This is a genomic window from Marinomonas sp. 63XJN7_9_ISO-PGPR-S23-217 (genome assembly GCF_056173515.1).
The window spans coordinates 3,318,426-3,344,251 of sequence record NZ_CM149678.1 but is presented as its reverse complement, the minus strand read 5'-3'; the positions used below and the strand labels follow the sequence as shown (position 1 = coordinate 3,344,251).

30 protein-coding genes and 1 pseudogene are annotated in these 25,826 nt (G+C 46.3%); 23 read left to right on the top strand and 8 right to left on the bottom strand.

Features of this window, described 5'->3' with window-relative positions; genetic code table 11:
* The first annotated feature begins 20 nt into the window (after positions 1–20).
* The 4 genes from AC0VYI_RS15665 to AC0VYI_RS15650 all read left to right on the top strand — a co-directional run bounded on the left by AC0VYI_RS15665 (position 21) and on the right by AC0VYI_RS15650 (position 3,078).
* Positions 21–974, top strand: a complete 954-nt coding sequence (locus AC0VYI_RS15665; RefSeq protein ID WP_475443992.1) for a PDR/VanB family oxidoreductase — start codon at positions 21–23, stop codon at positions 972–974.
* A gap of 28 nt (positions 975–1,002) precedes the next feature.
* Complete coding sequence (locus AC0VYI_RS15660) at positions 1,003–1,506, top strand: flavin reductase (protein WP_067015349.1); 504 nt, start codon at positions 1,003–1,005, stop codon at positions 1,504–1,506.
* A gap of 18 nt (positions 1,507–1,524) precedes the next feature.
* Complete coding sequence (locus AC0VYI_RS15655; protein WP_475443990.1) at positions 1,525–1,653, top strand: hypothetical protein; 129 nt, start codon at positions 1,525–1,527, stop codon at positions 1,651–1,653.
* Positions 1,654–1,788: 135 nt separating this feature from the next.
* Positions 1,789–3,078, top strand: coding sequence for an amidase (locus AC0VYI_RS15650; protein WP_475443988.1), 1,290 nt, complete (start codon positions 1,789–1,791; stop codon positions 3,076–3,078).
* A gap of 210 nt (positions 3,079–3,288) precedes the next feature.
* Here AC0VYI_RS15650 and feaR read toward each other — a convergent pair whose 3' ends face one another.
* The 4 genes and pseudogenes from feaR to AC0VYI_RS15630 all read right to left on the bottom strand — a co-directional run bounded on the left by feaR (position 3,289) and on the right by AC0VYI_RS15630 (position 8,491).
* Positions 3,289–4,188, bottom strand: a complete 900-nt coding sequence (gene feaR / locus AC0VYI_RS15645) for a transcriptional regulator FeaR (RefSeq protein WP_199474568.1) — start codon at positions 4,186–4,188, stop codon at positions 3,289–3,291.
* Positions 4,189–4,353: 165 nt separating this feature from the next.
* Positions 4,354–5,852 (bottom strand): annotated as a pseudogene (locus tag AC0VYI_RS15640) (NAD-dependent phenylacetaldehyde dehydrogenase).
* Between the two features lie 14 nt (positions 5,853–5,866).
* Positions 5,867–7,471 (bottom strand): GMC family oxidoreductase, encoded by a 1,605-nt coding sequence (locus AC0VYI_RS15635; protein WP_475443986.1) that lies wholly within the window; start codon positions 7,469–7,471, stop codon positions 5,867–5,869.
* Positions 7,472–7,783: 312 nt separating this feature from the next.
* A complete protein-coding gene (locus AC0VYI_RS15630; RefSeq protein WP_475443984.1) occupies positions 7,784–8,491 on the bottom strand; it encodes an XRE family transcriptional regulator in 708 nt (235 codons plus the stop codon).
* A 193-nt stretch (positions 8,492–8,684) separates the two neighbouring features.
* Here AC0VYI_RS15630 and AC0VYI_RS15625 point away from each other — a divergent pair, with 193 nt between their 5' ends.
* The 14 genes from AC0VYI_RS15625 to AC0VYI_RS15560 all read left to right on the top strand — a co-directional run bounded on the left by AC0VYI_RS15625 (position 8,685) and on the right by AC0VYI_RS15560 (position 18,399).
* Positions 8,685–8,969, top strand: a complete 285-nt coding sequence (locus AC0VYI_RS15625) for a helix-turn-helix domain-containing protein (protein WP_067015323.1) — start codon at positions 8,685–8,687, stop codon at positions 8,967–8,969.
* 250 nt (positions 8,970–9,219) lie between these two features.
* On the top strand, positions 9,220–11,418 hold the full coding sequence (locus AC0VYI_RS15620; RefSeq protein WP_475443982.1) for a transposase: 2,199 nt from the start codon (positions 9,220–9,222) through the stop codon (positions 11,416–11,418).
* A complete protein-coding gene (locus AC0VYI_RS15615; RefSeq protein WP_475443980.1) occupies positions 11,415–12,131 on the top strand; it encodes an AAA family ATPase in 717 nt (238 codons plus the stop codon). Before AC0VYI_RS15620 ends, AC0VYI_RS15615 begins: the two co-directional genes overlap by 4 nt.
* Positions 12,128–12,553 (top strand): hypothetical protein, encoded by a 426-nt coding sequence (locus tag AC0VYI_RS15610; protein ID WP_475443979.1) that lies wholly within the window; start codon positions 12,128–12,130, stop codon positions 12,551–12,553. Before AC0VYI_RS15615 ends, AC0VYI_RS15610 begins: the two co-directional genes overlap by 4 nt.
* Positions 12,543–13,196: a DUF3164 family protein gene (locus AC0VYI_RS15605; RefSeq protein WP_475443977.1), complete on the top strand. Its 654-nt coding sequence runs from the start codon at positions 12,543–12,545 to the stop codon at positions 13,194–13,196. The genes AC0VYI_RS15610 and AC0VYI_RS15605 overlap by 11 nt, the downstream gene beginning before the upstream one ends.
* Positions 13,197–13,381: 185 nt before the next feature.
* A complete protein-coding gene (locus AC0VYI_RS15600) occupies positions 13,382–14,101 on the top strand; it encodes an AHH domain-containing protein (protein WP_475443976.1) in 720 nt (239 codons plus the stop codon).
* Positions 14,098–14,685 (top strand): hypothetical protein, encoded by a 588-nt coding sequence (locus tag AC0VYI_RS15595; protein WP_475443975.1) that lies wholly within the window; start codon positions 14,098–14,100, stop codon positions 14,683–14,685. Before AC0VYI_RS15600 ends, AC0VYI_RS15595 begins: the two co-directional genes overlap by 4 nt.
* 51 nt (positions 14,686–14,736) lie before the next feature.
* Positions 14,737–15,324 (top strand): hypothetical protein, encoded by a 588-nt coding sequence (locus AC0VYI_RS15590; protein ID WP_475443973.1) that lies wholly within the window; start codon positions 14,737–14,739, stop codon positions 15,322–15,324.
* 42 nt (positions 15,325–15,366) lie between these two features.
* A complete protein-coding gene (locus AC0VYI_RS15585; RefSeq protein ID WP_475443971.1) occupies positions 15,367–15,954 on the top strand; it encodes a hypothetical protein in 588 nt (195 codons plus the stop codon).
* 143 nt (positions 15,955–16,097) lie between these two features.
* Entirely contained in the window at positions 16,098–16,541 is a 444-nt protein-coding gene (locus tag AC0VYI_RS15580; RefSeq protein WP_083200887.1) for a Mor transcription activator family protein, read from the top strand.
* A gap of 356 nt (positions 16,542–16,897) precedes the next feature.
* Positions 16,898–17,392: an N-acetylmuramoyl-L-alanine amidase gene (locus tag AC0VYI_RS15575; protein WP_475428646.1), complete on the top strand. Its 495-nt coding sequence runs from the start codon at positions 16,898–16,900 to the stop codon at positions 17,390–17,392.
* Positions 17,379–17,879 (top strand): holin family protein, encoded by a 501-nt coding sequence (locus AC0VYI_RS15570; RefSeq protein ID WP_083208285.1) that lies wholly within the window; start codon positions 17,379–17,381, stop codon positions 17,877–17,879. Before AC0VYI_RS15575 ends, AC0VYI_RS15570 begins: the two co-directional genes overlap by 14 nt.
* 20 nt (positions 17,880–17,899) lie before the next feature.
* Complete coding sequence (locus AC0VYI_RS15565) at positions 17,900–18,100, top strand: TraR/DksA C4-type zinc finger protein (protein ID WP_067015293.1); 201 nt, start codon at positions 17,900–17,902, stop codon at positions 18,098–18,100.
* The gene (locus AC0VYI_RS15560; protein ID WP_475443969.1) at positions 18,097–18,399 is read left to right on the top strand and encodes a hypothetical protein; all 303 of its coding nucleotides are present in this window, start codon (positions 18,097–18,099) and stop codon (positions 18,397–18,399) included. Before AC0VYI_RS15565 ends, AC0VYI_RS15560 begins: the two co-directional genes overlap by 4 nt.
* Before the next feature lie 57 nt (positions 18,400–18,456).
* On the opposite strand, the gene AC0VYI_RS15555 is transcribed toward AC0VYI_RS15560, so the two are convergent.
* The 4 genes from AC0VYI_RS15555 to AC0VYI_RS15540 all read right to left on the bottom strand — a co-directional run bounded on the left by AC0VYI_RS15555 (position 18,457) and on the right by AC0VYI_RS15540 (position 22,104).
* Positions 18,457–19,185, bottom strand: coding sequence for a hypothetical protein (locus tag AC0VYI_RS15555; RefSeq protein ID WP_475443967.1), 729 nt, complete (start codon positions 19,183–19,185; stop codon positions 18,457–18,459).
* Between the two features lie 87 nt (positions 19,186–19,272).
* Positions 19,273–19,785: a hypothetical protein gene (locus AC0VYI_RS15550; RefSeq protein WP_475443965.1), complete on the bottom strand. Its 513-nt coding sequence runs from the start codon at positions 19,783–19,785 to the stop codon at positions 19,273–19,275.
* A gap of 286 nt (positions 19,786–20,071) precedes the next feature.
* On the bottom strand, positions 20,072–21,100 hold the full coding sequence (locus AC0VYI_RS15545; RefSeq protein WP_475443964.1) for a methionine synthase: 1,029 nt from the start codon (positions 21,098–21,100) through the stop codon (positions 20,072–20,074).
* A gap of 26 nt (positions 21,101–21,126) precedes the next feature.
* Positions 21,127–22,104 carry a DUF1852 domain-containing protein gene (locus AC0VYI_RS15540; RefSeq protein WP_475443962.1) on the bottom strand — a complete coding sequence of 326 codons (978 nt, stop codon included), beginning with the start codon at positions 22,102–22,104 and terminating at the stop codon, positions 21,127–21,129.
* Positions 22,105–22,498: 394 nt separating this feature from the next.
* On the opposite strand from AC0VYI_RS15540, the gene AC0VYI_RS15535 reads away from it, so the two are divergent.
* From AC0VYI_RS15535 to AC0VYI_RS15515, 5 genes are all read left to right on the top strand, one after another.
* Entirely contained in the window at positions 22,499–23,014 is a 516-nt protein-coding gene (locus AC0VYI_RS15535; RefSeq protein WP_199474584.1) for a phage protein Gp37, read from the top strand.
* A gap of 235 nt (positions 23,015–23,249) precedes the next feature.
* Complete coding sequence (locus tag AC0VYI_RS15530) at positions 23,250–23,420, top strand: DUF2635 domain-containing protein (protein WP_083200885.1); 171 nt, start codon at positions 23,250–23,252, stop codon at positions 23,418–23,420.
* A gap of 2 nt (positions 23,421–23,422) precedes the next feature.
* A complete protein-coding gene (locus tag AC0VYI_RS15525; RefSeq protein ID WP_475443960.1) occupies positions 23,423–24,880 on the top strand; it encodes a phage tail sheath subtilisin-like domain-containing protein in 1,458 nt (485 codons plus the stop codon).
* Between the two features lie 98 nt (positions 24,881–24,978).
* Entirely contained in the window at positions 24,979–25,335 is a 357-nt protein-coding gene (locus tag AC0VYI_RS15520) for a phage tail tube protein (protein ID WP_067015274.1), read from the top strand.
* A 95-nt stretch (positions 25,336–25,430) separates the two neighbouring features.
* A complete protein-coding gene (locus AC0VYI_RS15515; protein WP_083200884.1) occupies positions 25,431–25,805 on the top strand; it encodes a phage tail assembly protein in 375 nt (124 codons plus the stop codon).
* Positions 25,806–25,826: the final 21 nt, after the last annotated feature.

Genomic DNA, 25,826 nt, shown 5'->3' with positions numbered 1-25,826 from the left:
TGGGTCGGGAGGAGAGTTGCATGTCTGAAACATTATTGAAAGTCGTTGTTCGTAAACGAGAAAACCACACTGACGGTGTGATGGCTTTAGAGCTTGCGAGCCTCAATGGTGAGGCATTGCCAGCTTTTGAGGCCGGGGCGCATGTTGATGTGCATTTAGGTGATGATCTGATTCGTCAGTATTCACTGTGTAGTGACCCTGCAGACACCAGTGCATATCGTTTAGGTATTTTAAAGGATCCGAACTCCCGTGGTGGGTCGGTGGCCGCTCATCTTAATTTGCAAGAGGGCTCCGAGCTAACCATTGGGATGCCGCGTAACCACTTCCCATTAGAGAAAAATGCTAAGCGTTCTATCTTGATTGGTGGCGGTATCGGAATCACGCCGATGATTGCAATGGCGTATTCTTTGAAGGCAGAAGACAAGGCGTTTGAATTGCATTATTGCAGTCGTTCGCCTGAAACAAGTGGTTTCCTTGATGAATTAGCGTCTTGTTCATTCTCCAATCATGTTGATTTACATTTTGATTCTGAAGATCAGCGCTTGGATTTGGAAACGGTTTTGAAAGACGCAGATGCAGGCACTCATCTTTATGTTTGTGGTCCAAACGGTTTTATGGATTGGGTGATTAGTACAGCGAAAAATCTCGGGATGGCTGATAGCAACGTACACAAAGAGTTTTTTAACGTGGAAGTTGAAACAGGTGGTGCAAGCTTTGAAGTCGTTGCTGAGCAAAGTGGCATTACGGTACGAGTTGGCGAAAACGAAAGTATTGCTGATGCACTCAAAGCGGCTGGCGTGAAAGTGAAAGTTTCCTGTGAGCAGGGGACATGTGGCACTTGTCTTTGCGATGTGCTTGAAGGCACGCCAGAGCACCGTGATGTTTACCTGACGGAAGAAGAGAAAGAAGACAATGACCAAATTACTTTGTGTTGTTCTCGTTCACTTTCTCCTCGACTTGTCCTCGATATTTAATATCCCCTGATAAGGGAAGGAGAATACCATGATTGATACAAAACTATTCCGCGATGGCATGTCTATGCTGGGTGGTGCCGTGTCCGTGATCACTACCGATGGTGAAGCTGGACGTTTTGGTTTTACAGCAACTGCTGTAACCAGTGTGACAGATGAGCCACCGACTTTGTTGGTGTGTATGAATCGTAACTCATTCGCTAATCCTCACTTTAAAAAGAACGCAGTATTGTGTGTGAACGTATTGCAAAGTCACCATCAAGATGTTTCTTGGGATTTTGCCAACCGTGATTTAACTAGTGAAGAGCGCTTTGCTAAGCATCAATGGACAACGCTTACAACGGGCGCACCTGCATTGGATGAAGCATTGGTTAGTTTTGATTGCGAAATCCATGAAAGCCATGAAATTGGCTCTCACAATGTCTTTTATTGCCGTGTGAAAGACGCAAAAGTCGGCACGGATGGTCAAGGCTTAGTGTATTTCAACCGAGCTTACCACTGCTTAAATGAGCAATCCGTCGCTCAAACAAAGTAATCCATAGAGAGGCTGTGATTGCTCACTATCGATTACCTGCTTTATGTGAGCAATCATAAGGATCGTCAGCTTGATGGTGCCTTGCCTTCCTTCAGCGCTCTACCTGCCATTATCCATGGGATGGATGGTGAAATAGACATATTGTAAGACAGAGGCTTTCGTCGTCGCAGCAATACAGTGAAAGTCATCTTGGCGCGCAGGGCGTGATGTTAGGTCGAGCCACTTTATTTACTCTAATGAGATTTTAAATTCTTTTTTACAACACGAGTAGGCAGTTTATTTATGAATAAGAGCATTGATGTAAATGAAATGGGCTTGTGCCAAATGCTACGCGCCATAGAAGAAGGGGATTGCACTACCGAAGCGATCATTCACGCTTGTTTTGATCGCATAGAAGCCCGTGAGTCTGAGGTAGGAGCTTGGCAAAAGAAGCGCACTCGTGATGAATACCTTGCTTATTATCGAGCTGATAAAGCCTTCTTTGATGCCAGTTTATTAAAAGGGCTGCCATTGGGTGTGAAGGACATTATTGATACCGAGGAAATGCCTACGGAAATGGGCTCATCGATTCATGCTGGCCGACAGCCAGTTGAAGACGCAACCTGTGTCGCCTTAATTCGTGCTGCGGGTGGCATAGTGTTAGGGAAAACCGTTACGACAGAATTTGCTTATTTCAAACCGGGAAAAACCAAAAATCCTGCCGATTTAGAACGTACACCGGGTGGTTCATCAAGTGGTTCTGCTGCAGCCATTGCCGACGACATGGTGCCAATGGCGTTGGGTTCTCAAACTGCAGCTTCAGTGATTCGTCCTGCTGCTTATTGTGGTGCTATTGGTTACGTGGGAAGTCGTGGCGAATTTTCATTACGTGGTGGCCAGCCATTGGCGCAGTCGCTCGATTCACTGGGGCTGTTTGCGCGTAATGTTGAAGATATTCAGCTATTGCGTGCGATCTTGTTGCGTCAGCCTGCTTCTATTAAAACGAGTGAATCAATAGCGCCAAAATGCGTGTTGGTTTGTCGTGGTGAATTGGTCGGTGATACGTCACCAGCGATGGAAAGTGCTACACAAAAGGCTGTAGATAAGCTTAAGGCGCAAGGCGTCAAAGTAATTGAGTTGGATGCTGCTAATCGCATAAAAGACATGGTTAACCACCATATTAATATCATGGCCTGGGAAGTGTGTCGTAACTTGGTGATAGAATCCTTTCAGACAAACCAACTAAGTGATCCTTTGGCTGCGTTAATGGAACAAGGCTTGAATATGGATCGTTCAACCTATGTTGCTTCATTGGATGCGACGCAGGCGTGTCGTGATTGGCTATGGAGCTATGTGACAGAGGCTGATGCCATCTTAGCGCCAGCCGCACCAGATATCGCACCACTTGGTCATGCTGCCACTGGCGCACCACACATGAGTCGTCCTTGGCAAGCTATGGGTTTTCCTGTCATTAACGTACCGGGCATGAAAGATGAAAATGGCATCCCCTTAGGATTGCAGCTTATCGGTAAAGTACGTGAAGACGATGACCTATTGAGCCATGCTAGCTGGTTCAAAGAATTGTTAAATTAAGTCGTCTTGCTCTGATAATAAGTGTGGCTTATTCGATTTATGCTATCTAATGAATAGGGGCGCTAAACTTATGGTTACTTTTCACCATAGTAATACGAGCTTTAGTGTCCTTGTTTAGATCAATATTTCGATAAGGTTTTCATCGTATTAGAGTGTATTGATCTTTTGGGGATAAAAAATAAGCCGCAAAATGTGATTGAGCGAGCTTAATTACGCTTGGCTTTGTCGCCACTGTCTTGGAGAGACCCCTTTTACTCGCTTAAAGGCACGAGATAGTTGTGATGCGTCTGAAAATCCCCAGCGATAAGCCACTTCCGTAATTGACAATGGTTGTTTCATTGCATCCGCAGTAAGCATGTCTTCGCAGCATTTTTCGATGCGCATTTGCAAAATAAATTGTGCTACGCTGAGATTCTCTTCTGAAAAGAGTCGATAGAGTGATCTTTTCGACATATTCATTGCTTTTGCTATATGGTCTGGACTAAGGTCCTCTTCGGTCAAAAGACGCAATATGTGTCGTTTAGCTCGTTCTTTCATAGAACAAGCTGAATCATTATTTGTATAATCAAGAGAGGGTTTGATTAATGCGCTAATGGCGTATTGCATTGCATCGCCATCTTCCTGAAAAGATGGATTTTGGTAATCAGTCGTCGCCAATTGACGTAATATAGTGGATAGCATTTGGCTACTAGAACGGTTTTGAGCAATTTTGGTGATTCGATTTTGTGCGTGTGTAGAGCATAAGCTGTCAACATAAACTTTTGGTAAGTGCACGGACATTTGCTCTATTAGGCCTTGAGGATGCATGTCGTAAGGCAGCGAAGAATCAATAAGGGCGATTTCGCCTGGTAGTAATAGATCATTGTTGTTTGACCAAGAAAAACCCATAGAGCCTTTCTTTTGTAGGATGACAAAATAGTGTTTGTCGTCTTGGCTAGTCGACTTTGAACGGACTATTTTTTCCGCATTGGTTTTGATGTGAACCACATCCAAACCGTTATGATTATCCAGTCTCATATTGCCGATAAAAGGGATGTTACGCTGTGGTTGAGTGTCAAAATTGCCGCAAATAGAGTGTACAGAGTGTTCCCAGTGATCTAAGTCGAGCATTTCTTTCTCCCATCATGCGTGGCTCTCTAGAGATCGACTTATTGATGTATAAGTACCTTAAGAGTCATGCGAATTTAGTTGAAATATAAACTATTTTAGCAAGTATTGTTCCAACTAAATTCACATGATGTCAAGGTCTAATCTTTTGCAGTTTTCTCCCTGTTTTTAGTAGCACATGATCACGGATTTGACTTCGGTGTAGTCATTGATGAATTCACGGCCAAACTCTCGGCCGACACCGGATTGTTTAGTGCCCCCAAATGGCACAGAAGGGTCAAGGATAGAGTGCATATTGACCCAAACTGTACCAGACTCAATTTTCGGGATCATTCGCATGGCTTGAGATAAGTTATTGGTCCAGATACTGCTGCTTAAGCCAAATGGCGTATTATTGATTAGATCAATTAACTCTTCCTCGTCTTCATAAGGCATAAAGCTAATGATTGGTCCAAATGTCTCTTCCTGCATTAATGTTTCATCAACACTGGATGCTTGCACTATCGTGGGCTCAACAAAAAAGCCTTCGCCCTTAATCGCTTTGCCGCCATGTAAGACTCGGCTTTCTTTGTGGGCAATTTCTAAGTATTCGCAAACCTTGTTGAATTGCGGTTCGTTGGAGAGAGGACCGAAATAAACACTTTCATCAAGCGGAGAACCAATTTTGGCCTCGCTTAATTTTTGCGCGAGTTTAGTCGTTAATTCATCAATGCGAGAGGAGTGAACATAAACACGTTCTGGTGCGGCACATACTTGGCCTTGATGTATGTAACCCAACTGAAAAAGCCCGCCGACAACACGATCAATATCCGCATCTTTTAAAACCGCAGCAGTATTTTTACCACCTAGCTCTAAGGTACAGCGAGTCAATCGGCGGAAGCTGTTGCGCTAATTTTCTTGCCTGTCGCAACAGAGCCGGTAAAAGAGACTTTGCGAACTTTAGGGTGTTGGATAAGCTGACCACCAACATCGCCTTTGCCATTTACTATGTTTAGAACACCGTCTGGTACGCCAGCTTCTTTTGCTAGTTCAGCAATACGCAGAATAGTCAGCGGTGTGAACTCGCTTGGTTTAAGAACAATGGTACAACCAGTACAAAGTGCCGCGCCGATTTTCCAGCAGGCAATCATGACCGAGAAATTCCAAGGTAAAATACCGGCGACGACGCCAATGGCTTCTCTGCGAGTGAAGGCACTGTATTCTTCACCTTGCATAGAAGGAAAAGACGGCGTCATGGTTTCGCCATTTATTTTAGTGCTCCAGCCGGCGAAGTAACGCAAGAACATAGCGCTCTGTTGCACTTCAAACATGCGTGATAGGTGGATGGATTTGCCGCTACACAAGGTTTCTAATTGGGCAATTTCTTCCCCGTTCTGTTCAATTAAATCCGCTAGTTTATTGAGGATAACGCCACGCGTATAAGGGGATGTTTTCCCCCAAGTACCTTTAAATGCTTGGTAGGAGGACTCTATTGCCGTGTCAACCTCTTGAGCTGTGGCGCAGTGAATTTTAGAAATAATGGCTTCTGTCGCAGGGTTGATAATATCGAATGTACCACTGGCAGGCGTTTGAGCATTTTTAGTGTAGCTTGATTGGCCATTAATGAACTGACCATGTTCTTGTTTCAAAAAGCCTTGGGTAGCATCTAATAATGGAATGTCTGACATAATGTTATTGCTCCTTAATTTGAAGAATTTAGTGTGAAGTGCGCGCCGCGCTCGCCAATCATCATGGCAACGGCGTTGGTGTTACCACTAGGTACTTGTGGGCAAATAGAGAGATCCACCACTCGAAGGTTTTTGGTGCCGTGAACTTTGAGTTCTAAGTCAATGACAGAGTCACTACGAGAGACTCCCATTTTGCATGTGCCGCCGGGGTGGTAGACGGTTTTGATGTTTTGACGCACAAAGGTTTCCAACGCGTCTGTATCATCAATGGCAATGTTATTTGGTTCGACCACTTTCTTGATGATGTTTTTTAATGCGGGTTGCTCCATGGCTTTTAGGCCCATTTGAACCGCGCGAATTTGGTTTTTTACATCATCAGGGTGTGACAAAATTTGAGCATCAATTTCGACTAAGTCGCTTGGGTTATTCGATTTTAAGCGTACTTCTCCACGGGATTTAGAGCGTAGATGGCCCACTTTGATCGAAACGCCATGACCTTCTGCCTCAGGCTTTTCGCCTGGGGTGTTGTCAAAATTATCAAGCAGAGGAAGGAGGTGAAATTGAATGTCAGGGCGACCAACATTTTCGCTGTCGATAAAGGCTCCGCCTTCCAGAACGTTGCTGGTTAATAAGCCAGAGCGAGTCGTCATCCACTGCATCATATGTTTTATGGCGGATAAGCCTTTATCCTCATTAAAAATACTGATGTCTTCTTTGGTGGTGGCATTGATCGACATATGTTGGTGATCGTGAAAATTCTTGCCGACGGGAAGGTCTATCTTAGGGTCAATACCCATCGCACTAAGATGCTCGGCAGGGCCAATACCAGACAGCATAAGAATTTTCGGGCTGCCAAATGCACCTGAGCTGATGATGACTTCTTTGCGAGCTTTTGCCGTTATCGCTTCACCATCTTTTATTGAATAGACGACACCTGTGGCGACATCGCCTTCAATATTCACTTTATGAACAAGAGCATCTGTCAGAACGGTTAGGTTTGGATTATTGATAACGGATTTGAGATAAGTTTGCGATGTACTGGCACGCTCACCATTTTTTGTGGTGGTTTGGTAAAACCCTGTACCTTCTTGTGAGGCGCCATTAAAATCATTGGTATAAGGCAAGCCCATTTGTTGGCAGGCACGAATACAGGCTTGTGTTAAAGGGTGACGGTATCTATTTTCACTGACAGGAACGGCACCCGTTTCACCATGATACATGTCGCCAAGGCTTTCATTAGCTTCGGCACGTTTGAAAAAGGGTAGTACATTCTCATAGCCCCAACTTTCGCATCCCCAGATAGTCTTCCAATCATCGTAATCTTGTTTTTGCCCGCGAATATAGATCATACCATTCACTGAACTGCCACCTCCTAACACTTTGCCTTGTGCGATTAACATTTCGCGGTTGTCGCACTCAGGTTGTGGAAGCGTCATATAGGGCCAAGATTTTTGTTGGAAAACCTTAACAACAGTGGCAGGAATTTTATGAAATAAACTGCTGTCTTTTTCGCCAGCTTCTAGTAGAAGGACAGATCCGGCGTTGGCTTCGATAAGACGCGCTGCGACCACACAGCCTGCTGAACCTGCTCCTGCAATAATGTAGTCAAACTCTTTCATTACATGTTCCTCTTTATAATCTTTTATTATGATTCCCCATTAAACGCATTTGCCTTGATTTGTCGCATGGCAATCAGTGCCAAAAAAATGGCATTTTTGGACAACTTTTAAAGTGTCTGTCACTTCCTGCTTTATTTGTCATGGTCGGGAAATAGGGTGGAGGTGGTGTTATTTGGCTGAGTTGTGTTTAAAGCCTGTTTTACTAGGCGTTGACATATTTTTAGGTCAGTTGAATAGAAAAAAGCGCGTCACTTAGGTGATGCGCTTTTTTTGTGTTTGTTGCGTGTCTTTTGTCACTGGCGTTAGCCGGTGTTAGATGTCTTTACCGATCCAGACAACGCGGCCGATGACTTCTAGGTCGTTGGCTTCGTTGGGTTCGATTATTTGCTCTTTGTAGTCTTTATTGTCGCTAAGCAAGAGTAAGCCTTTATTGATAAGTTTTTGCACACGTTTGACGACGAGGTGGTTGTCGGTGCGTATCACGTAGATGCTGCCGTCGATCATGTCGCGCTGGCTGGTGTCGATCATCAAGGTGTTGTTATCACTGATGGTCGGCTCCATGCTGTCACCACGGGTGAAGACAAGGACGAGATCTTTCTCGTTGAGGCCACGATATTTCAGCCATTTGTGGCGAAAAGCGAGAAAACGCGTAGGTTCTTCTTCCATGGGGGCGGTGCCAGGTCCTGCGGATACTTGGATTTTGTAGCCTGGGATCATGGCGAATTCTTTGGTGATGTCGTCTTTCGGTTGCGCTTCTGTCTGTGAAGCATTGTCCGTTTTTCCTGTAACGAGCCAGTTGACAGACACACCGCCGGCTTCGGCGAGGGCCAGCAAACGCGTTAGGGTGGGCTCTGAGTCGCCTTGCTTCCATTTACGAACCACAGATTCAGACACGCCTGACAAACGTGCGAGCGCACTGGTGCCACCCACTTTCTCTGACAGCATGTTTATACGATCCTGAAACGAGTCATACCCTAATTCGTCCAAGTGTGACCCATTATTTGGTATTTTTTCTTTCATTTAGATCGCTCTTAAGTCTCTGATTTATATAAACTTATTTTCATAAACGCACAAAAAGGCGAATTATTGTCTCGTGTGACCGCACAAATGTGTTGATTGGTCGTATGATTGTGCTATCTTATTAAAGGCAAATCATGAACAGAGCAACTCAATAGGGTTGTTCTATAAAACTGCATAGAAGGAAGCCAAAAAAATGAGCAAGCAATGTACTCACTCAACAACACTCTCTGACTGGCATCGCCAAGACATTATGGCGGCGATTCGCAAAAAAGGAACCACACTCGCCGAGTTAGGTCGCCAGCATGGCTATGAAAGCCCAGCGGCGCTCTACAATGTCTTTAACATGTCCTATCCAAAAGTGGAGCGTATTATCGCTGCCTTTTTGGAATCACATCCCAGTGAGATATGGCCATCCCGATACCAAAAGTCGGATATTGATTTTAAAACATCCATCAGTTTAACGCACTTAAAGAAGTAAAAACCAATTAACTTTAGTAAACCAATAGATAAATAACAAAGCAACGAAAACCGCGTCAATAAATCGTCACTAGGACGATTAACTATAGCAAAGGATGCCGTTATGCACAGCAAGCACCATATTGAATCCGTTAAGACATACGCTCTATAGCGTTTTGTAACAAGCCAACCCCATAAAAATCAAATAGATAGGCGATTCCAAGGCATCGTCCTAGGAAAGTTGCGCCCAAAATTTAGGGTCGGAGACACACATGAAACAATGGTTAACCGCAAAAGATATCAGTGAGCAGCGTTTGCCAGGGCTACCTGAAAGCAAAAGTGGCGTGCTGCGTTACGCAAAACTGAATAATTGGGAATGCCAAACCACCGCTTCCAGTGGCGGTTTGCGCTATGAATTCCACATTTCGAATTTATCAAAAGCCGCTCGTGAGGCGTTGCAAGAGCAGCATCGCCTAGCGGTATTGAAAAAAATGACCCTGCGACCCACCGCAGGGCAAAACAATAGGGCGTTAATCGCACCAAGCAGTAAGAACAACACCAGTATCCGTCAGCGAGATACGGCCAATAGTCGCGCTATGGTGTTGCGTGCTATCCAAGGCATGGTTGATGAAGGCATTAGCCAAGAAAGCGCCATCGCGACGATTTTGACACAAGCGCAGTTGGGCACCTTAGGGCAAAGCAATCCGGTGTTGGAAAAAGCCTTAGCCGAATCGGTGGATGCCCGAGGGCATACTCGTTACGTTCATTCGTGCGATTCACAACCAGCAGGGCGCTCTTATCCGAGTAAACGCAGCATTATGCGTTGGTTTGCCGAAGTGAAAAAGCAGGGCGATTTGATCCCTAAAAAACGTGAAAAAGCTCCTTTGCCCAGTTGGTTTGCCGCGTTTCGAACATTCTATAACGTGCCAGAAAAACCCAGTGTGAACGGCGCTTACGAGCAGTTTCGTGACAACTGGCAGGGCGAAGAACCGTGTCCAAGCATTTACGCGGTGCGTCGTGCCTTGAATAAGTTGGGCAAAGTCGAACGAGAAAAAGGCCGTATGGGCAGCCACGATTTGGTGAACATTCGTCCCTTTGCTCGACGTCGTTTCGACCATCTTTTGCCCTGCGATATTTACAGCGCCGATGGGCATACCTTTGATGGAGAAGTCTCCCATCCGCTCCATGGTCGTCCGTTTCGTCCAGAGATTACGACCTTTATCGACATTGCTACTCGCCGAGTGGTGGGTGTGTCTGTGACCTTGGCAGAATCCGGCATTGCCGTGTTGGATGCCTTGATGGATGCCTGCAAGTGCGGCGTGCCAGCGCTTATTTATGTGGACAACGGCTCGGGCTATGTGAACCACATGTTAAAGGACGAAGCAAAAGGCATTCTTGCACGCTTGGGGTCTGAAATGACTCACTCCTTGCCGTACAACTCGAAAGCGCGAGGGGTCATCGAGCGTGTGCATCAAACTTTATGGGTGGCTGGCGCGAAGACTCTGCCAAATTATGTTGGCCAAGACATGGATCGCCAAGCAAGACTGGCCAATTTTACCGCCTCACGCAAAGGCGCACAGGGGAACGGCCCGATCAGCACCATGAGTTGGGAGGCCTTTATGAAATGGGTCGACGAGCGGGTGGACTGGTACAACAAACGCCCCCATAGCAGTTTGCCGAAGATAGACGACCAAGGCACTAAGCGCCACCAAACCCCATTGGAAGTCTGGATGGACAAGGTTGCTATTGGCTGGGAGCCGTTGGAGCTTAGCAACGACGAGATCGCCCATGTGTTCCGTCCCCGTGAAGAACGTACCGTGGTGCGTGGCGAAGTACGTTTGTTCAACAATCGCTATTTTTCTCCTGAACTTGAAGAGTTTCACGGCCTTAATGTGCATGTGGCCTATGACATTCATGACGCAAATCGTGTGTGGGTGTTCGACATAGAAGCCGGCGAGTTGATCGCCCATGCCGATTGGAACGCCAACGAGAGTAAATACTTCCCGGATTCCATGCTCAACCAAGCGCGAGAAAAACGCGCCCAAGGCCGTTTGAATCGGGCGATGAAAAAGGTCGACGAAATTGAAGCAGAGCGCACCGGCAACGGCATTCTAGACGCATCGCCTTCCGCGTTTTATCTAGAAGAGCAGAATCGTTTGGATGCCTGGCAAGGGGCGTTTTCTCTCACCAGTGCGCAACGAATCACTACACAGCAGGGCGATCCGCTTGCCGATCCCGTTACTCAGCAAGCAGACAACGCACGCCAACCAGCCAACCCTTATGAGCCGTTATCGCCAGCGGGTCGCTACGCCTTGTATCAAGCCTGCCAGCAAGATCCAGAACAAGCACAGCAGCACCAACGCTGGCTGAGCACGTATCCATTAACCAAAGAGTATCAGTACTTTCGTTCATTAGACGACTCGTCTAGTGAGCAAGAAGACGTCAATAAAAAACAGGAGTATCCATCATGATAGGAATCGCTCAAACCGCCAACCTCGCCCTGTGCGACATGGCCATCGAACGCGCTCAATCGCGTACTCAATCACTGCCTGGCATGGTTTGCCTTTATGGGCCCAGCGGCACAGGCAAATCCGTCGCGGCGAGCTTTGTGGCGAATCGTCGTCGTGCTTATTACGTGCAGGCAAAAAGTGTCTGGACGAAGAAGTTTTTCCTACAAGCCATCTTGCGGGAAATGGGCATCAGCACGGTGAAAACCTTGCCAGAAATGCTGGAGATCGCCGCGCAAGAACTGGCGTTGTCGAATCGTCCTTTGATCATCGATGAGATGGACCACTTGATCGACAAAAACGCCGTGGAGCTGGTACGGGATTTATACGAATCCAGCCAAGCGGTGATCCTGCTCATTGGCGAAGAGCGTCTGCCAGACAAACTGAAAAAGTACGAGCGTTTTCATGGTCGCGTCCTCGATTGGGTGCCCGCTCGTTTAGTGGACTTAGACGATGCGCGTCAATTGGCGACTCATTATGCGCCCAGCATCGAGGTGGCCGACGATTTATTAAACACCCTGGTTGCCCACGCAGCGGGCAGTATTCGTCGCATCGTGGTCAATCTCGAACGCATCCACGAAGTGGCATTGTCTTGTGGTTGGACCATTGCCGACCAAGCGAACTGGGCCAATCGCCCACTGTATACCAGCCATGCGCCAAAACGGAGGTTGTTATGACACAGCATAGATCGAATACCCAAAACGCGATGAACACATCATCCGTCAATAACTCGATGCGCTCGGTGGATGTGTCCGCATGGGGCGAGGAGCCACCACACTTTATTTGCTTGTTGGCCGATGCCGTAGCGTTGAGCAGCCGCGCTTACGTGGCGCGTCAAATTGGCGTGAGTCGTTCGGCGGTATCGACCTTATTGTCGAACCGGTACCCGAGCAAAACCACCAATAAAATTGAGCAAAAAGTGGTCGAGGCCCTTGGGCGAGTGGATTGCCCCACCTTGGGCGATATCACCTCAGCGAAATGCCATCGCACACGGATTCGTCCTTTTATGAACACCAACAACCAAACCATTGCCCAGTTTCGTGCTTGCGCAAACTGCCCAAAAAACCCGAATCGTCGGAGCCAACAAGATGAGCAATAATCTAATGACTAATATGCAGCAAGAGAGCCAATCGTCCATCATTCCAATGGGCTATCGCCAGAATGCCAGCGGCCACTTGGTGCCAGAAAGCGCCATTCGTGAGCAAGATCTATTGCGCGATCAGGTCGTGCAAAATCTCGTGCCGAAAGCCCTTGAACTGCATAATGCCTTGCAGGCGTTTAAGCGGCTTGCCTTGCAAGACATCGATGATTTAATCCAGATCGCTGGAGAACGCTATGGTGTAAAACTTGGAGGCAAAAAAGGCAACGTCAGCTTAACCACTTATGATGGGCGCTACAAAATCCAACGCGCTTTTCGCGAAGTATTAGCCTTTACCGAAGAGATTGAAGCCGCCAAGGCGCTGATCGACTCTTGTCTATCGCGCTGGAGTGAAGGCGCAAACGACAACATTCGTGCTGTGGTCAGCCAAGCCTTCCGTACCAACACCAAAGGTGAAATTAAAACGGGCAGAATCCTCGATCTAATGCGACTTAAGATCGAAGACGACGAATGGATCAATGCCATGGACGCCTTGCGCGACGCCCTCAAATCCATCGGCACCGCCGTCTACGTGCGCATCTACGAACGCATCGACAACACAGATCAGTATCGCCCCGTACCGCTGGACCTCGCCGCATTATGAGCTAGCCAATCATGATACTTGGCACAGGAAAAGGAACAAAAAAACCACCCATCGAGGTGGTTTTTTTGTGGTTATTCATTAAATAGGAAACTTGTAATGAGAGTGTAAGGATGGTTGACCAGCGCATCGATTGAATAAAAAATGTCCGCCTACTAACGAATAGTGACAGTGATAAGGATATTGTTATGCAGCCACTAAAGTACTACCCGCAACCAGAACGCCCGTCTGACCCAACGCCACTCGAAATGGCGATCTACAACTACGAACTCAAAGCCAAAGCCTTTTATGATAAAAAAGCGCAACTGGGCGACGCCAAAGAGTCGGATATAACTGAACGGCTTAACCAAGACTATAAGCACCTAGAGCAAGAGCGGAAAAGATTGGAGTATATTACTGTTATACAGGAAGCTTTAGAGAAATATCGAGAAAATAGTGACGTCATAGGCAGAGAAACTGATGGGTTAGGATTATTGGGAGAGGAACACCATCCCACTAAAAAGCTAGCCAGCTTTTTGGCTGCTTCAGGAGAGCCTAAACCCTCCATAAAGCATGAGGCGCATCATATTATTCCAGGTAAAGGACGCTTTCAAAAACCGGCTACGGCAAGAGCAAGGCTTCGTTTGCATGAGCATGGTTTGGGGATTAATGATCCGATGAATGGCGTATGGCTATATGGTGTTGAAAAGGGGAAGCAAGAGTTTGATTGGGCTACCTCAGCCGCTACTTCTCATCGTCGAATACATCGCTATAACTATGAAGCATGGATATCTGCAACGCTTGGAAGAAATCTAAGTAAAGTAAGATTTATTAACCTATTACAAGAAACGAAACTCAGAATTAAAAATGGTATGATGCCGCAGCAAGTAATGATGAAAAAAGACGAATCTTGGGATGGTTTATCATGATGTACGCAGTTCACAACATTACAAACTCATATGATGTTATTGAGTATGATTTTTTAGAAGTTGCAGAGAGACTAAAGGGGAGAATGGGAAGCGATATCAAGCCTGTAAAGTATTTATTGGATATGCATGAGGATAATCACACTCTATCTGAGTATTGGCCTGATCCCATGGAGTTTAAGTACACTCCTAAGGGAAAGAAGCAGAACAACGACGTAAGTATTTTAGAAGGCTTAATCGTATTTAGTGATAAAGCTCATGATGCCTTGCAGCCACTGCTGTCAGAATATGGTGAGTTCTTAAAAATTGATGTGGAAGGGGATAGAAAGTACCTTTTTAATCCGCAGATATTTGGTGAAGAAGACCTCTCGCTCAGTAAAAAGCGCTATTTCAATAATGTTCATACTGGCTACGACTGCATTGCTTTTAACAAGGACGATGTAGACAGCAAGGTCATTTACAAAAGCAAACTGGGTGGCGCCCGATTGTACTGCAATGAGTTCTTTGTTGAGGCTTTTAAAACTCATGAACTTAAAGGTCTGAAATTCACGCCAATAGAAGGTTATATCTATAAAAGTGAGTTTTGATATTGCTTGCTGTGGGATTTTGTTACTTCACGCTAGGATGGTTGGTTTATCATGATGTACGCAGTTCACAACATTACAAACTCATATAATGTTATTGAATACGATTTTTTCGAAGTGGCTGACAAATTAAAGCCGAACATGGCGAAGGATATAGATCCCCTCGATTACTTAATGGATATGCATCATAACAATGACTCATTGTCTGAGTATTGGCCTGATCCCATGGAATTTGAGTATAACCCCAAAGCGAAGAAGCAGAACAATGATGTGAGTATTTTAGAAGGCTTAATCGTGTTTAGTGATAAAGCTCACGATTCCTTGCAGCCATTGTTGGCTGAGTATGGAGAGTTCTTAAAAATTGATGTAGAAGGGTATAGAAAGTACCTTTTTAATCCGCAGATATTTGGTAAAGAAGACCCTACACTTAGTATAAAAGGTTATTTTAATAACGTTCATACTGATTATGAATGTATCGCGTTTAACAAGGACGATGTTGAGGGCAAGGTCTTCTATAAAAGCAAACTGGCTCCAGCGCGTTTATACTGCAATGAGTTGTTTGTCGAGGCGTTTAAAGGCCATCAGCTTAAGGGGCTGACTTTCACGCCAATAGAGGATTATATCGATAGAAGTGAGTTTTGATAGACAAAGTACAATAAGCGAAAGGAGTCCCGTGGCAATATCATGATTTACGCTGTTCACAATACTGAGAATACTTCTGATGCCATTGATATGGACACGCTTAAGTTGGCAGAAGTGCTGGCATCAAAGATGCCTGATGACATAGATCCCATCGTGTATCTCGTTGAGCTGAGACAAAAGAACGACACACTTTCGGAGTATTGGCCTGAGCAGATGGCGTTTAAATATTCTGGTCGTTATAAAAAGCACAGTGTCGATATCAATATCCTCGGAAGCTTGATCTTTTTTAATGGCAGAGCGTTTGATGCCATGCAAGGGCAGCTGTCTTCATATGGGGAGTTTCTAAAAATAGAAGTAGAAGGTGATCAACACTATCTCTTTAACCCTTTGGTATTTGGCGAAGAAGACCTTGTGTTTAGTGAAAGGGAATATTTTAACAATGTACCAACAGGCTACAAAAACATTATGTTTAAAAAAGAGGATGTGGATAAGAAAGTCCTCTTTAAAAGTAAGTTGGGTGGCGCTTTTATTTATTGTAATCATGAGTTTGTTAAGGCGTTTAACGACCATAACCTGACGGGCATTCAGTTCACATTGATTCCTGACTACAACTACAAAGAAGAGTTCTAGAATCAGTCAATCGGGTTATGCAACGAGTGACTGGCTGTAAACAAAACTACCCATCGAGGTGGTTTTTTATTGCTAGTGATCCGCTAAAAATCATTGACCGTTAGAATTTTTTACTAACGCATCAGCATGCTAGTTTTCTTAGCATGATGACTTTAGAACCTTGGCAATCTTTATTGCCCGACTCAGCGCAGCAGCTTATTCATGTAATTGGATGGGCCGATACGGCGCGTCTTATTAATACCTTTGGCGGGACGACGTTGCCGATGCCATCTGGCGTAAACGCCATTGGTCGCGCCACGTTAGCGCTGTTAGCCGAGAAAATGGGCGATGAGGTAACACAAAAACTCGCCCAATATTACGGTGGCGCCCCCTTGTACGTGCCCCGTTGTTCAGCGGCTCTGCGTCGCGCTCGGGATAATGTGATTATCAGTGAATTTGAAGCGCGTATTCGTGCCAAAGAAACCGCCACCAGTGCGGTGAATCAATTAGCCATGGAGCATAAACTCACGGATCGTCGTATTTGGAAAATTCTGAAAACCACCCCGCCAGATGATCCCACACCGGATTTATTTCAAGGCTTTGCCTAATTCATTGTCTCTTACATGGCCCTAATCGGGCCTTTTTTATGTCTGCGATTTTGTTATTTCCCCTTAAAAAAGGTGAATTTCAATGATATGAACTCAATTACCTCTTCGCTCCAACAAGGTGATTTCGATGCAACGACATTGCACGACAGTAAGGCGCTGAAAGTCTGATACAGCAGAGCGGAACAGAACTCATCCATATAAAGCCATTAAGCTAATCCAACGAAACAAGCAGCACACAAATCCCCCCTCTATTACTGAATCCATCCAGTCAGGTTCCTTCTCTTGTGTCTTGTAACGTGAGGCAAAGCTCGCGGCAGTTGGCCGTGTGCGTTGTGTATTTTGAAGAGGAGAAAACGATGGGAGCCCGTCGACAGTTAAGTGTGATCGATAGTGTGATTATTCATCATGCAGAAACCCCTAATGGCCATGTGTTTACGGCTGAACAGATTGATCAATGGCATGAAGCGCGCCATTTCGAACGAGACATGAGTATTTGTCCGGGTTATAGCCCGTTAAAGCACATTGGCTATCACTATGTGATTGAGTTAGACGGCACGATTCAACGTGGCCGACCGCTGGAAGAGGTGGGGGCGCACACCTATGGGAAAAATGCCAAAAGTATCGGTATTTGCCTGATTGGTATGGATAAATTTGCTTTGGTGCAATGGCAACAGTTGCTCAAGCTTATTCAAAGTTTGGATGACAAGTTAGCCACTTCGCTGGCGGTGTACGGCCATAACCAATTTAGCCCGAAAACCTGCCCAGGTTTTAATGTTCCAGCTTGGATTAGTCGCAAGTTTCGGCCGTTGGATCAACATATTTTAGAAGGTGACTTCCATGGGGTGGTTTAGCGATTTGTTTACGTCGGGAGCGGGATCCTTGGTGTCGTCCATTGGCGAGGTGGCGGATCGCTTTATTGAATCGCCGGACGATAAAAACGCCTTCAAGTTGCAAATGCAAACCCTGATCCAGCAACGAGACAGTGAGATTGAGCAGAGTTTGCGCAAAAACTTGGAAGCCAAAGAGCGCGTCTTAGTGGCGGAGTTAAACCAAGGGGACAGCTACACCAAACGGGCTCGCCCCACGGTGGTTTACGCTGGGCTGATTTTTATCGCGATCAATTATGTGGTTTTTCCTTTGCTTGCCCGCATAGCGACGGCCACGGGTGTCACAGTGGATGCCTCGCCGTTGGCGGATTTGCCTGGGGATTTTTGGTTGGCATGGGGAGGCATTTGTGCGACTTGGTCGATCGGCCGAACCATAGAAAAACGTGGTACGCAGACCCCGCTTACGCAAGCAGCGACGGGCTCTAAGCCAGTAACCAGCTTGCTTAAGTAAGGATGAGATAGGACAAGATTATGGATTTATTAGATTGGGCGGCGGACTTAGAAGAAGCCTTTCGTGCGGCCTCGATTCAACAACACAGACAACAAGGGGAGGCGACCTTCACAACCCATTGTGTGGACTGTGATGAGGTGATTCCCGCCCCACGGCGGGCAGCGCTGCCGCATACCACACGCTGTATCGATTGCCAGCAAGATGAGGAGAAACGCCAATGACAACCGATTGGGGGCAATGGAAATTTTGGTTTGATGTGGGACAGTGGGGGATTATGCTAATGTTATCGGGCTGGATGTTTATTGACAAAGGTCGTGCTAAAAACAGCAACGCCATTCGTGAGATGACCATGAGTCAACAAACTTTGGACAAACGCATTACCCAGCTCGAAAACAAAGCCGCCACTCACGAAGACATTGCCAAACTCACCGCCGAAATGGAAGGGCTGAAAAGCACCTTAAACCGTCTGACGGTGACAACAGACCGGATACACGATTATTTGTTGAATAAGAAGGAGTGATAGATGAAATAAGGTGATTCAAATTAGATGCTTTGAGTCACCTAGAATAGCAACTGATTATTTAAGATCTATGTTTCTAAAGGTAATATTACGTTGTTTTCTATCAAATCTGATCTTTAGGTACATGGCTCTGATCAGCGTTGCAGAAGTTTCTTTTTGTGTTTCAAATGCAACAGTCATAGAAGCCTTACTATTAACAGGTACTGGAATGTCACCTGAATATAAAGATCCGTAGGATTGCTGTCCCATAGTAAAATCTACGACTTTAGCTTGGTTATTCTGATCATCAATAAGAAATGATTTGTAACCATTACTGAAATTCTGGTCTTTTCCTAAATTAAAAACATCAAGTTTACATGTCGTTTTAGTGCCAGATTTGGAACAAGATTTTATCTTAAACTCAATGCCTGATTGTTCGACAACATCACCATAATTATATTGTGATGATTCACTTAGAAACGGAGCGAAAGTAAATTTTGGTGCGCTAAATTCACTGCCAATAGCAAAGAAAGCCATGAGGCCAATAATTGTTGAAAAATAGTAAATACGAACTTTTCTGCGTGATACTTCCCCAAAACAAGCAAGTTTACCAATATATATAAGTACAAAGAATAGAAATAGTCCAACAAGAATGAGTAGCGCCCGATACGTTCCTACACCACCTCCAATAGACTGAACGACAAAGTCTTTTACTCTTGAACTGACATGTACCATTTCAAAAACACTAAACCAAGTAACAATTGCTGTTGGAAGTGCAACAGCTAAAAAATAAATGATTTTTTTCATTTTAAAGAAGTCCTTTTCAGTATATTGGCATTAAAAATACAGTGAGTTGTTCATTTCTAGGGTACTTTATATCATTTTGAAAAAAAATCAGATAACTTTTCCTTCTTTTTTTATCATGATTTGTGAGTAAGCTACCCTCATGTCATCAATAAAATCTTCTCCAAGATCAGGGAAGTTAGCAATGAAGTGATCTCTGTATGCAATACGAAATAACTCATACTGAAAGGCAGCATGTATATTATCTATATAAACAGAGCTGTATGGTCTTTTACTGATGATTTCTTTATTAAGAAAATGATTGTCTATGAGGTTGTATTGATCGGCAGTAAGATCGATTGCAATCTCTCCAATTTCTAACCAGTAGTGAGATATCTCCTCCTCACCTTTTTGATTTTTAGCCATTCCATTAACACCTGATACTGCCAGGTCAGGCCAAATCGTCAAGACATGGTAGACAAATAGCATCGATGATAGCTTACAGTTGTTTATCGGGAAGTCATCGGTAACAAGGTGAGTATTATTTTTATCGCAGAGATCTAACAAGCTGCGAAACCTTAGAGCCTCGACGGTTAGTTCTTCTAAAGTCGGAGTGGTTATCATTTTGTCTTTTCCTTTTAAACTATGTTTTTAACATGATTTTTAACCGAATTCTGAATATTTTATTAGGTTTCTCTCGCCACTCTCACGCCTTTCAAGCCTCGACCCACTATATTGCCCTGTGTTTTTCGCGAAATCCGTTTCTAACGGGGGGCTAACGGGGTCTGTGTGGCGGTTATCTTGTGGGGGCTGGAGCATGGTTTTATTAGAGAGAAGAAATCAGGATGCCGAGTGGGCAACCTGATTGGCTAAGGGGAGAAATAGGGAAGTGGTATTAGGTAAGGTCGATTTATTGGCTAAGTTCTTGGCGAACGATGGCGGCGCCAGCGCTTAAGGCTTCGAGTTTGCCTCTGGCAACGTCCCGGGATAACGGCGCCATGCCACAGTTGGTGCATGGGTACAGTTTGTCTGCGTCCACATATTGCAGTGCTTTGCGTAAGGTATCTGCGACTTCTTCTGGGGTTTCGATGATGTCGGTGGCAACATCGATGGCTCCCACCATGATTTTCTTACCGCGAACGAGCGCCATTAATTCCATAGGTACCCGTGAGTGATGGCATTCTAGGGAGATAATGTCGATGTTAGAGGCTTGCAGTTTAGGGAAGATTTCTTCGTACTGGCGCCACTGTGATCCTAAAGTTTTCTTCCAGTCGGTGTTGGCTTTGATGCCGTAGCCATAACAAATATGGACGGCGGTTTCACATTGTAGACCTTCAATAGCGCGCTCAAGACAGGCAACGCCCCAGTCGTTCACCTCATCAAAAAAGACGTTAAAGGCCGGTTCATCAAACTGGATAATATCCACCCCTGCCGCTTCCAGCTCTTTGGCTTCTTCGTTGAGGATTTTGGCGAATTCCCAAGCCAGTTTTTCTCGGCTTTTGTAATGGTCATCATAGAGAGTATCGACCATTGTCATGGGGCCAGGAAGGGCCCACTTTATTGGCTGCTTGGTCTGCTGGCGTAGAAATTTGGCGTCTTCGACAAAGACGGGCTTCTGACGAGACACCGCGCCGACCACAACAGGGACGCTCGCCTCATAGCGGTCGCGGATGGTGACGGTTTTACGGTTTTCAAAATCCACACCGTTAAGGTGTTCGATAAAGGTGGTGACAAAATGTTGTCGTGTTTGCTCGCCATCACTGACGATATCAATGCCAGCATGGCTCTGCTCATGAAGAGACACTCGTAAGGCATCGCGCTTGCCAGCAATGAGGTCGTCACCCTGTAATTTCCAGGGTGACCAGAGTGTTTCCGGTTCAGCAAGCCATGATGGTTTGGGCAGGCTACCAGCGGTGGAGGTGGGTAATAATGTTTTCATAATAAATGTCTTATCGTTGAGGTGAATTAGTGCGCAACATTCGCAGACCATTGTTCAAGGAGGTTTTGGTAAGGCTTAATAAAGTGCTCCTCAGTAAACTTTCCTTGCTTGATGGCCAGTTGGCTGCGCTCTTCTCGATCGTATTGAATGGGCGTCAATGAATGATCTTGATGTTGTAAGCTGGGTTTGAAGCGCTCGCCAGCTGGGGTATTGGCATGATAAATCTCGGGCCGATAGATTTTTTGGAACGTCTCCATGGTGCTGATGGTGCTGATCAGTTCTAGATTGCTGTAATCGTTTAGCAAGTCGCCAAAGAAATAGAAAGCCAATGGCGCTTTGCTGTTTTGCGGCATGAAATAGCGAACTTGTAGCCCCATTTTTTGAAAGTAATGCTCGGTCAGTGAGGATTCGTTGGGTTGGTATTCCACGCCTAATACTGGGTGCTGGTTGTTCGAGCGCTGATAGACCTTGCTCTCCGCGACACTTAAGCAAATAACGGGCAGTTTGCTGAAATGACGCTGAAAAGTGGTGGACTGAACAAAGTGCTTAAATATATTGCCGTGCAAGGTGCCAAAGTTTTCGGGAATCGTAAAGCGTGATTGATCCTTGTTGTGGTCAAGCAATAAAACACTGAAATCGTAATCACGGATATAAGACGAAAAGTTATTACCGATCATGCCTTCAATGCGTTGATTGGTTTGACGATCTAACACCGTGGTTTGCAACATTTCAATGGTCGGGAAGGGGCGTCCGTTGCCTTCAATATCCATATCCACGGAGACAATATCCAACTCAACGGAGTAACGATCGCCATTGGGATTGTCCCAATGGGCTAGGGCATTAAAGCGTTGATTGATCATGCGCAAGGTGTCACGCAGGTTGTCATAACGTCTCTCACCCCTGGCTAAATTGGCGAAGTTGGTGGTGATGCGGGTGTTATTCGAAGGCCGATAGTTCTCGTCGAAACGAAGGGTCTTAATGGAAAAGGCAAAATTCTGGCTCATAATGTTCGTTATCCCATTTCTGTGATGTCTCTCAAGGGGCTTCCCTGCTTTGGATGATCTTTCGATTGCGTCAAAGTCAGCAAAACAATGTATGCCACTACTCTAGTCTTGATCTTTATATGAGTAAAATTCTATCGATTCACTATTTGTTGAATTAAATTAATGATCCATGTTTTGTGATTCGAATGCATTCCCCTTTCTAATAGGGCGACGGCGCTTTTGTGCTGACCTTCTTTTGCCCTCTCTTCTCTTGTTTTGTTTTTTCTTCTCACGCTGAACTCTGTCTTGGTTCGTGAAAGTTGGCTTGCCTTTAATCTTGCCTTATCGAAACGCAGACGCTTTTCGGCGCTCACCCAGTGGGTGAGATGAGTTTTCAATATGAGGGTTTTATTTGATGTTTGCTCAAGTAGACAGTGCGCTTAAAGCCGCGATTACCACGGCCTTGGGCAGTCATGTGAAAGAGGTGGCGAGCCATCCGGGTCATTGGAGCAAGGATGTGGTGAACAGCATGTTGCTGAGTGCGCCTGCGGTGTACACCAGTTTCACTAAGGGCAAGTTGTCCGATGTGAACAAGCTAAAAAGCCGCTGGACGCTGTATTTGATCACTCAGTATCCCGCAGGCGATGAGCAGTCGTCCGCGTATGCCTTGATAGTGCGTTTGCTGCAGGCTTTGCATGGCTTGGAGCTGGAGCAAGCGGATGGGCTGATGTTTAAGTCGGTGAAGAATCTGGCGCACTTGGCGGAGGATCAGACCGGTTATCAATGCCATGAGCTTGAGTTTAGTTTGCTGATGCCATGGCCGGATCAGGTGGCACTTGACGATCTGGACGATTTTTTACGCTACCACGCCGATGAGACAACGCTCGATGGCAAGCAGGTCTTAATCGCCGCTGATACCAAGGTCTTGTAAGTGGGACTTTCGTCCAACAAGCGACTGTCGGAATAAATTCCGACCTACCCAGGGAGGTTGGGCTGCTTAGGGTTTTGTAGGTGGGACTTTAGTCCAACAAGTGACCGTCGGAATAAATTCCGACCTACCCAGGGAGGTTGGGCTGTTTAGGGGTTTGTAGGTTGGACTTTAGTCCAACAAGTGACTGTCGGGATGAATTCCGACCTACCAGAGACATTTTAGCAAAGGAGCAAGTATGCAAGCAAAAGCCGCCGTGACTGTTCGCCCTGCCAAAGGGCGTCAGGTACGCAAAGAGAACGGCCAGATCATACCGAAGGACGGTATCGATGTGGTGCTAACGAGCTATTACCGTCGTCGTATTAGCGACGGCGACCTTATCGCCATTCAATCTTTAGGAGACAAATAATTATGGCTATTTCTTTTGACAATATTCCCGCGACGCTACGCAATCCAGGGACGTACATTGAGTTCAATAACGAGCTGGCAGGCGCGTCGTCCACTATGTTCAAAGTGGCCATTGCCGGTCAGCGTTTGAATACAGGCACACAAGCGGCGGGTATTCCGGTGCGTGTAACCGATCCGACTCAAGCGACGGCCTTATTTGGTCAAGGCTCGATGTTGGCGGGTCAATGTGCGGCGTTTTTGAATGCCAATACCGATACCGAAATGTGGGCGATTGCCCTAGACGACAACACCAGTGGCACAGCGGCCGCAGGCTCGATTACCGTCGCAACCGCTCCGGTTAGTGCGGGCACAGTGGCCCTGTATGTGGGTGGCACACGCTTAAGTGTGGGAGTAAGTGTCGGTGATTCTGTGGCAACCGTTGCTTCGTCCATTGCGGCACAAATCAACGCTGCATTGGACCTGCCTGTTACAGCAAGTGCTGCGGATGCGGTAGTGACTGTCACGGCGCGTCATAAAGGCGAAGTCTTTAATGGCTTGGATCTGCGTGCCAGCTTCTACGACGAAGCCATGCCGTCTGGTTTGACGCTTTCGTTTGCGAATTTATCTGGCGGTGCGGGTAACCCAGATGTATCAGTGGCTCTCGATGCCATGGGCGATGAGTGGTTTAACTGGATGGTCTGTCCGTTCACGGATACCGCCAACCTAGTGTCTCTTGAGACGGAATTGGGCGATCGCTTTGGCCCTATGCGTCAGATTGGTTGTCGTGCCTTTATTGCTTTTGCCGGCACTCATGGCGAAACCGGTACGTTTGGTTCAAAACGCAATAGCCCACACGTAAGCTGCATGGCAACGGGCACTAGCCCAACGCCGACTTATTTGGTATCGGCGATTAACGCGGCGGTAGCGGCGAAAGCCTTGGCGATTGATCCAGCGCGTCCTCTGCAAACCTTGGTGTTGAAAGGCATGTTGGCGCCAAGCCGTCATCAGCGTTGGAGCCAAAGCGAGCGCAACTTGTTGTTGTTCGATGGTATTTCCACCTTCACCGTGGGCAGCGATGGCACCTGTCGCATTGAGCGTCAAATCACCATGTATCAAAACAACGCCAGCGGCCTTAGCGACGCCAGCTATTTGGACATCTGTACGCCAGAAACCTTGGAGCGCATTCGTTACGAACAGCGTTTGATGATTTCGCAACACTATCCACGTCATAAATTGGCGAGCGATGGTACGCAATACGGCGCTGGTCAGGCGATTGTTACGCCACAGATTATTCGTGGTCAGCTGTTGTCTTTGTACCGCTCTATGGAGCAAAAGGGCTGGGTTGAGGATTTTGATACCTACACGGAAAAACTCATTGTGGAACGCGATGCAGACGATGCGAACCGTCTGAACTGGCGCGATACACCGAACCTGGTGAACCAATTGCGTGTGAGTGCAGGCAAACAACAATTCATCATTTAACTCAGAGGAGCCTTTTCTACAAAGGAAGGGCTCACCGTTTTTAATCCGAGCGTTTAACAGAGCGCTTGAAACAATGCTTAACAAGTAGGAGCAAAGACATGGCTAAGGTCGCAAAGAAACTGTATTTCGATATTCCAACGATTGGACGCGTGAACTCGCTGTCTGGCGCAACGTTTAATCCAGGCGGCAGCAAGCGTGATGCCGTGATGGCCGACACCGGTGTGGCAGGCTTTACCGAGGAGCCAGTGGCCCCATCGTGTGAATTCAAAATCGTTAATACCAGCGATATTGATCAAAACCTGTTGCGTAATTTGGTGGACGTGAATGTCACCGTACAAGACGACAACAACAAAGTGTGGGTCATCAACGGCGCTTGGATGACCGAGCCACCGGTGTTATCCGGGGGCGAATACAGCTGCAAAATGCAAGGCATCAGTGCGGATTTGGTGAAGTAAGCCCGATTCGTCGCCATGGGCGCAGAGCAACACATAGCAAGGGTGGGCGCTTAGGCATAAGCGCCCCGTGAGACCATCGATTAGAGGAAATCATCATGCATCAAGTCACGTTAGAAAAAGGCCTTATGGTCGGAGAAAAACAGCATCTTAAGGCCACTTTGCGGCCGTTATCGGCGGGGGACATCATCGCCGCCATGGAGGAATCCGAGCGAGTGATTATGGCCCCCAATGGAGAAGGCAAGTTTGAGCCCACTTTATTGCTGTCCAATGCCTTAATGGGCGTCAACACACTGCGTCGCCAAGTGGCCTCCCTTGGGGAGATCCAAGGCCCACTGGAAGTCGAGCAGTTCAAGCTGTTGTCGGATATCGATTTGGACTTACTGCAAAAGGGCGTGACGGCGATGGACATGGCGACCGCTAAGGCGATGGTTGAACGGGGGCGAGATGTCGCTACGGGCTCAGACGATTGAGCGAGCCTTAGTGCTTTTCTC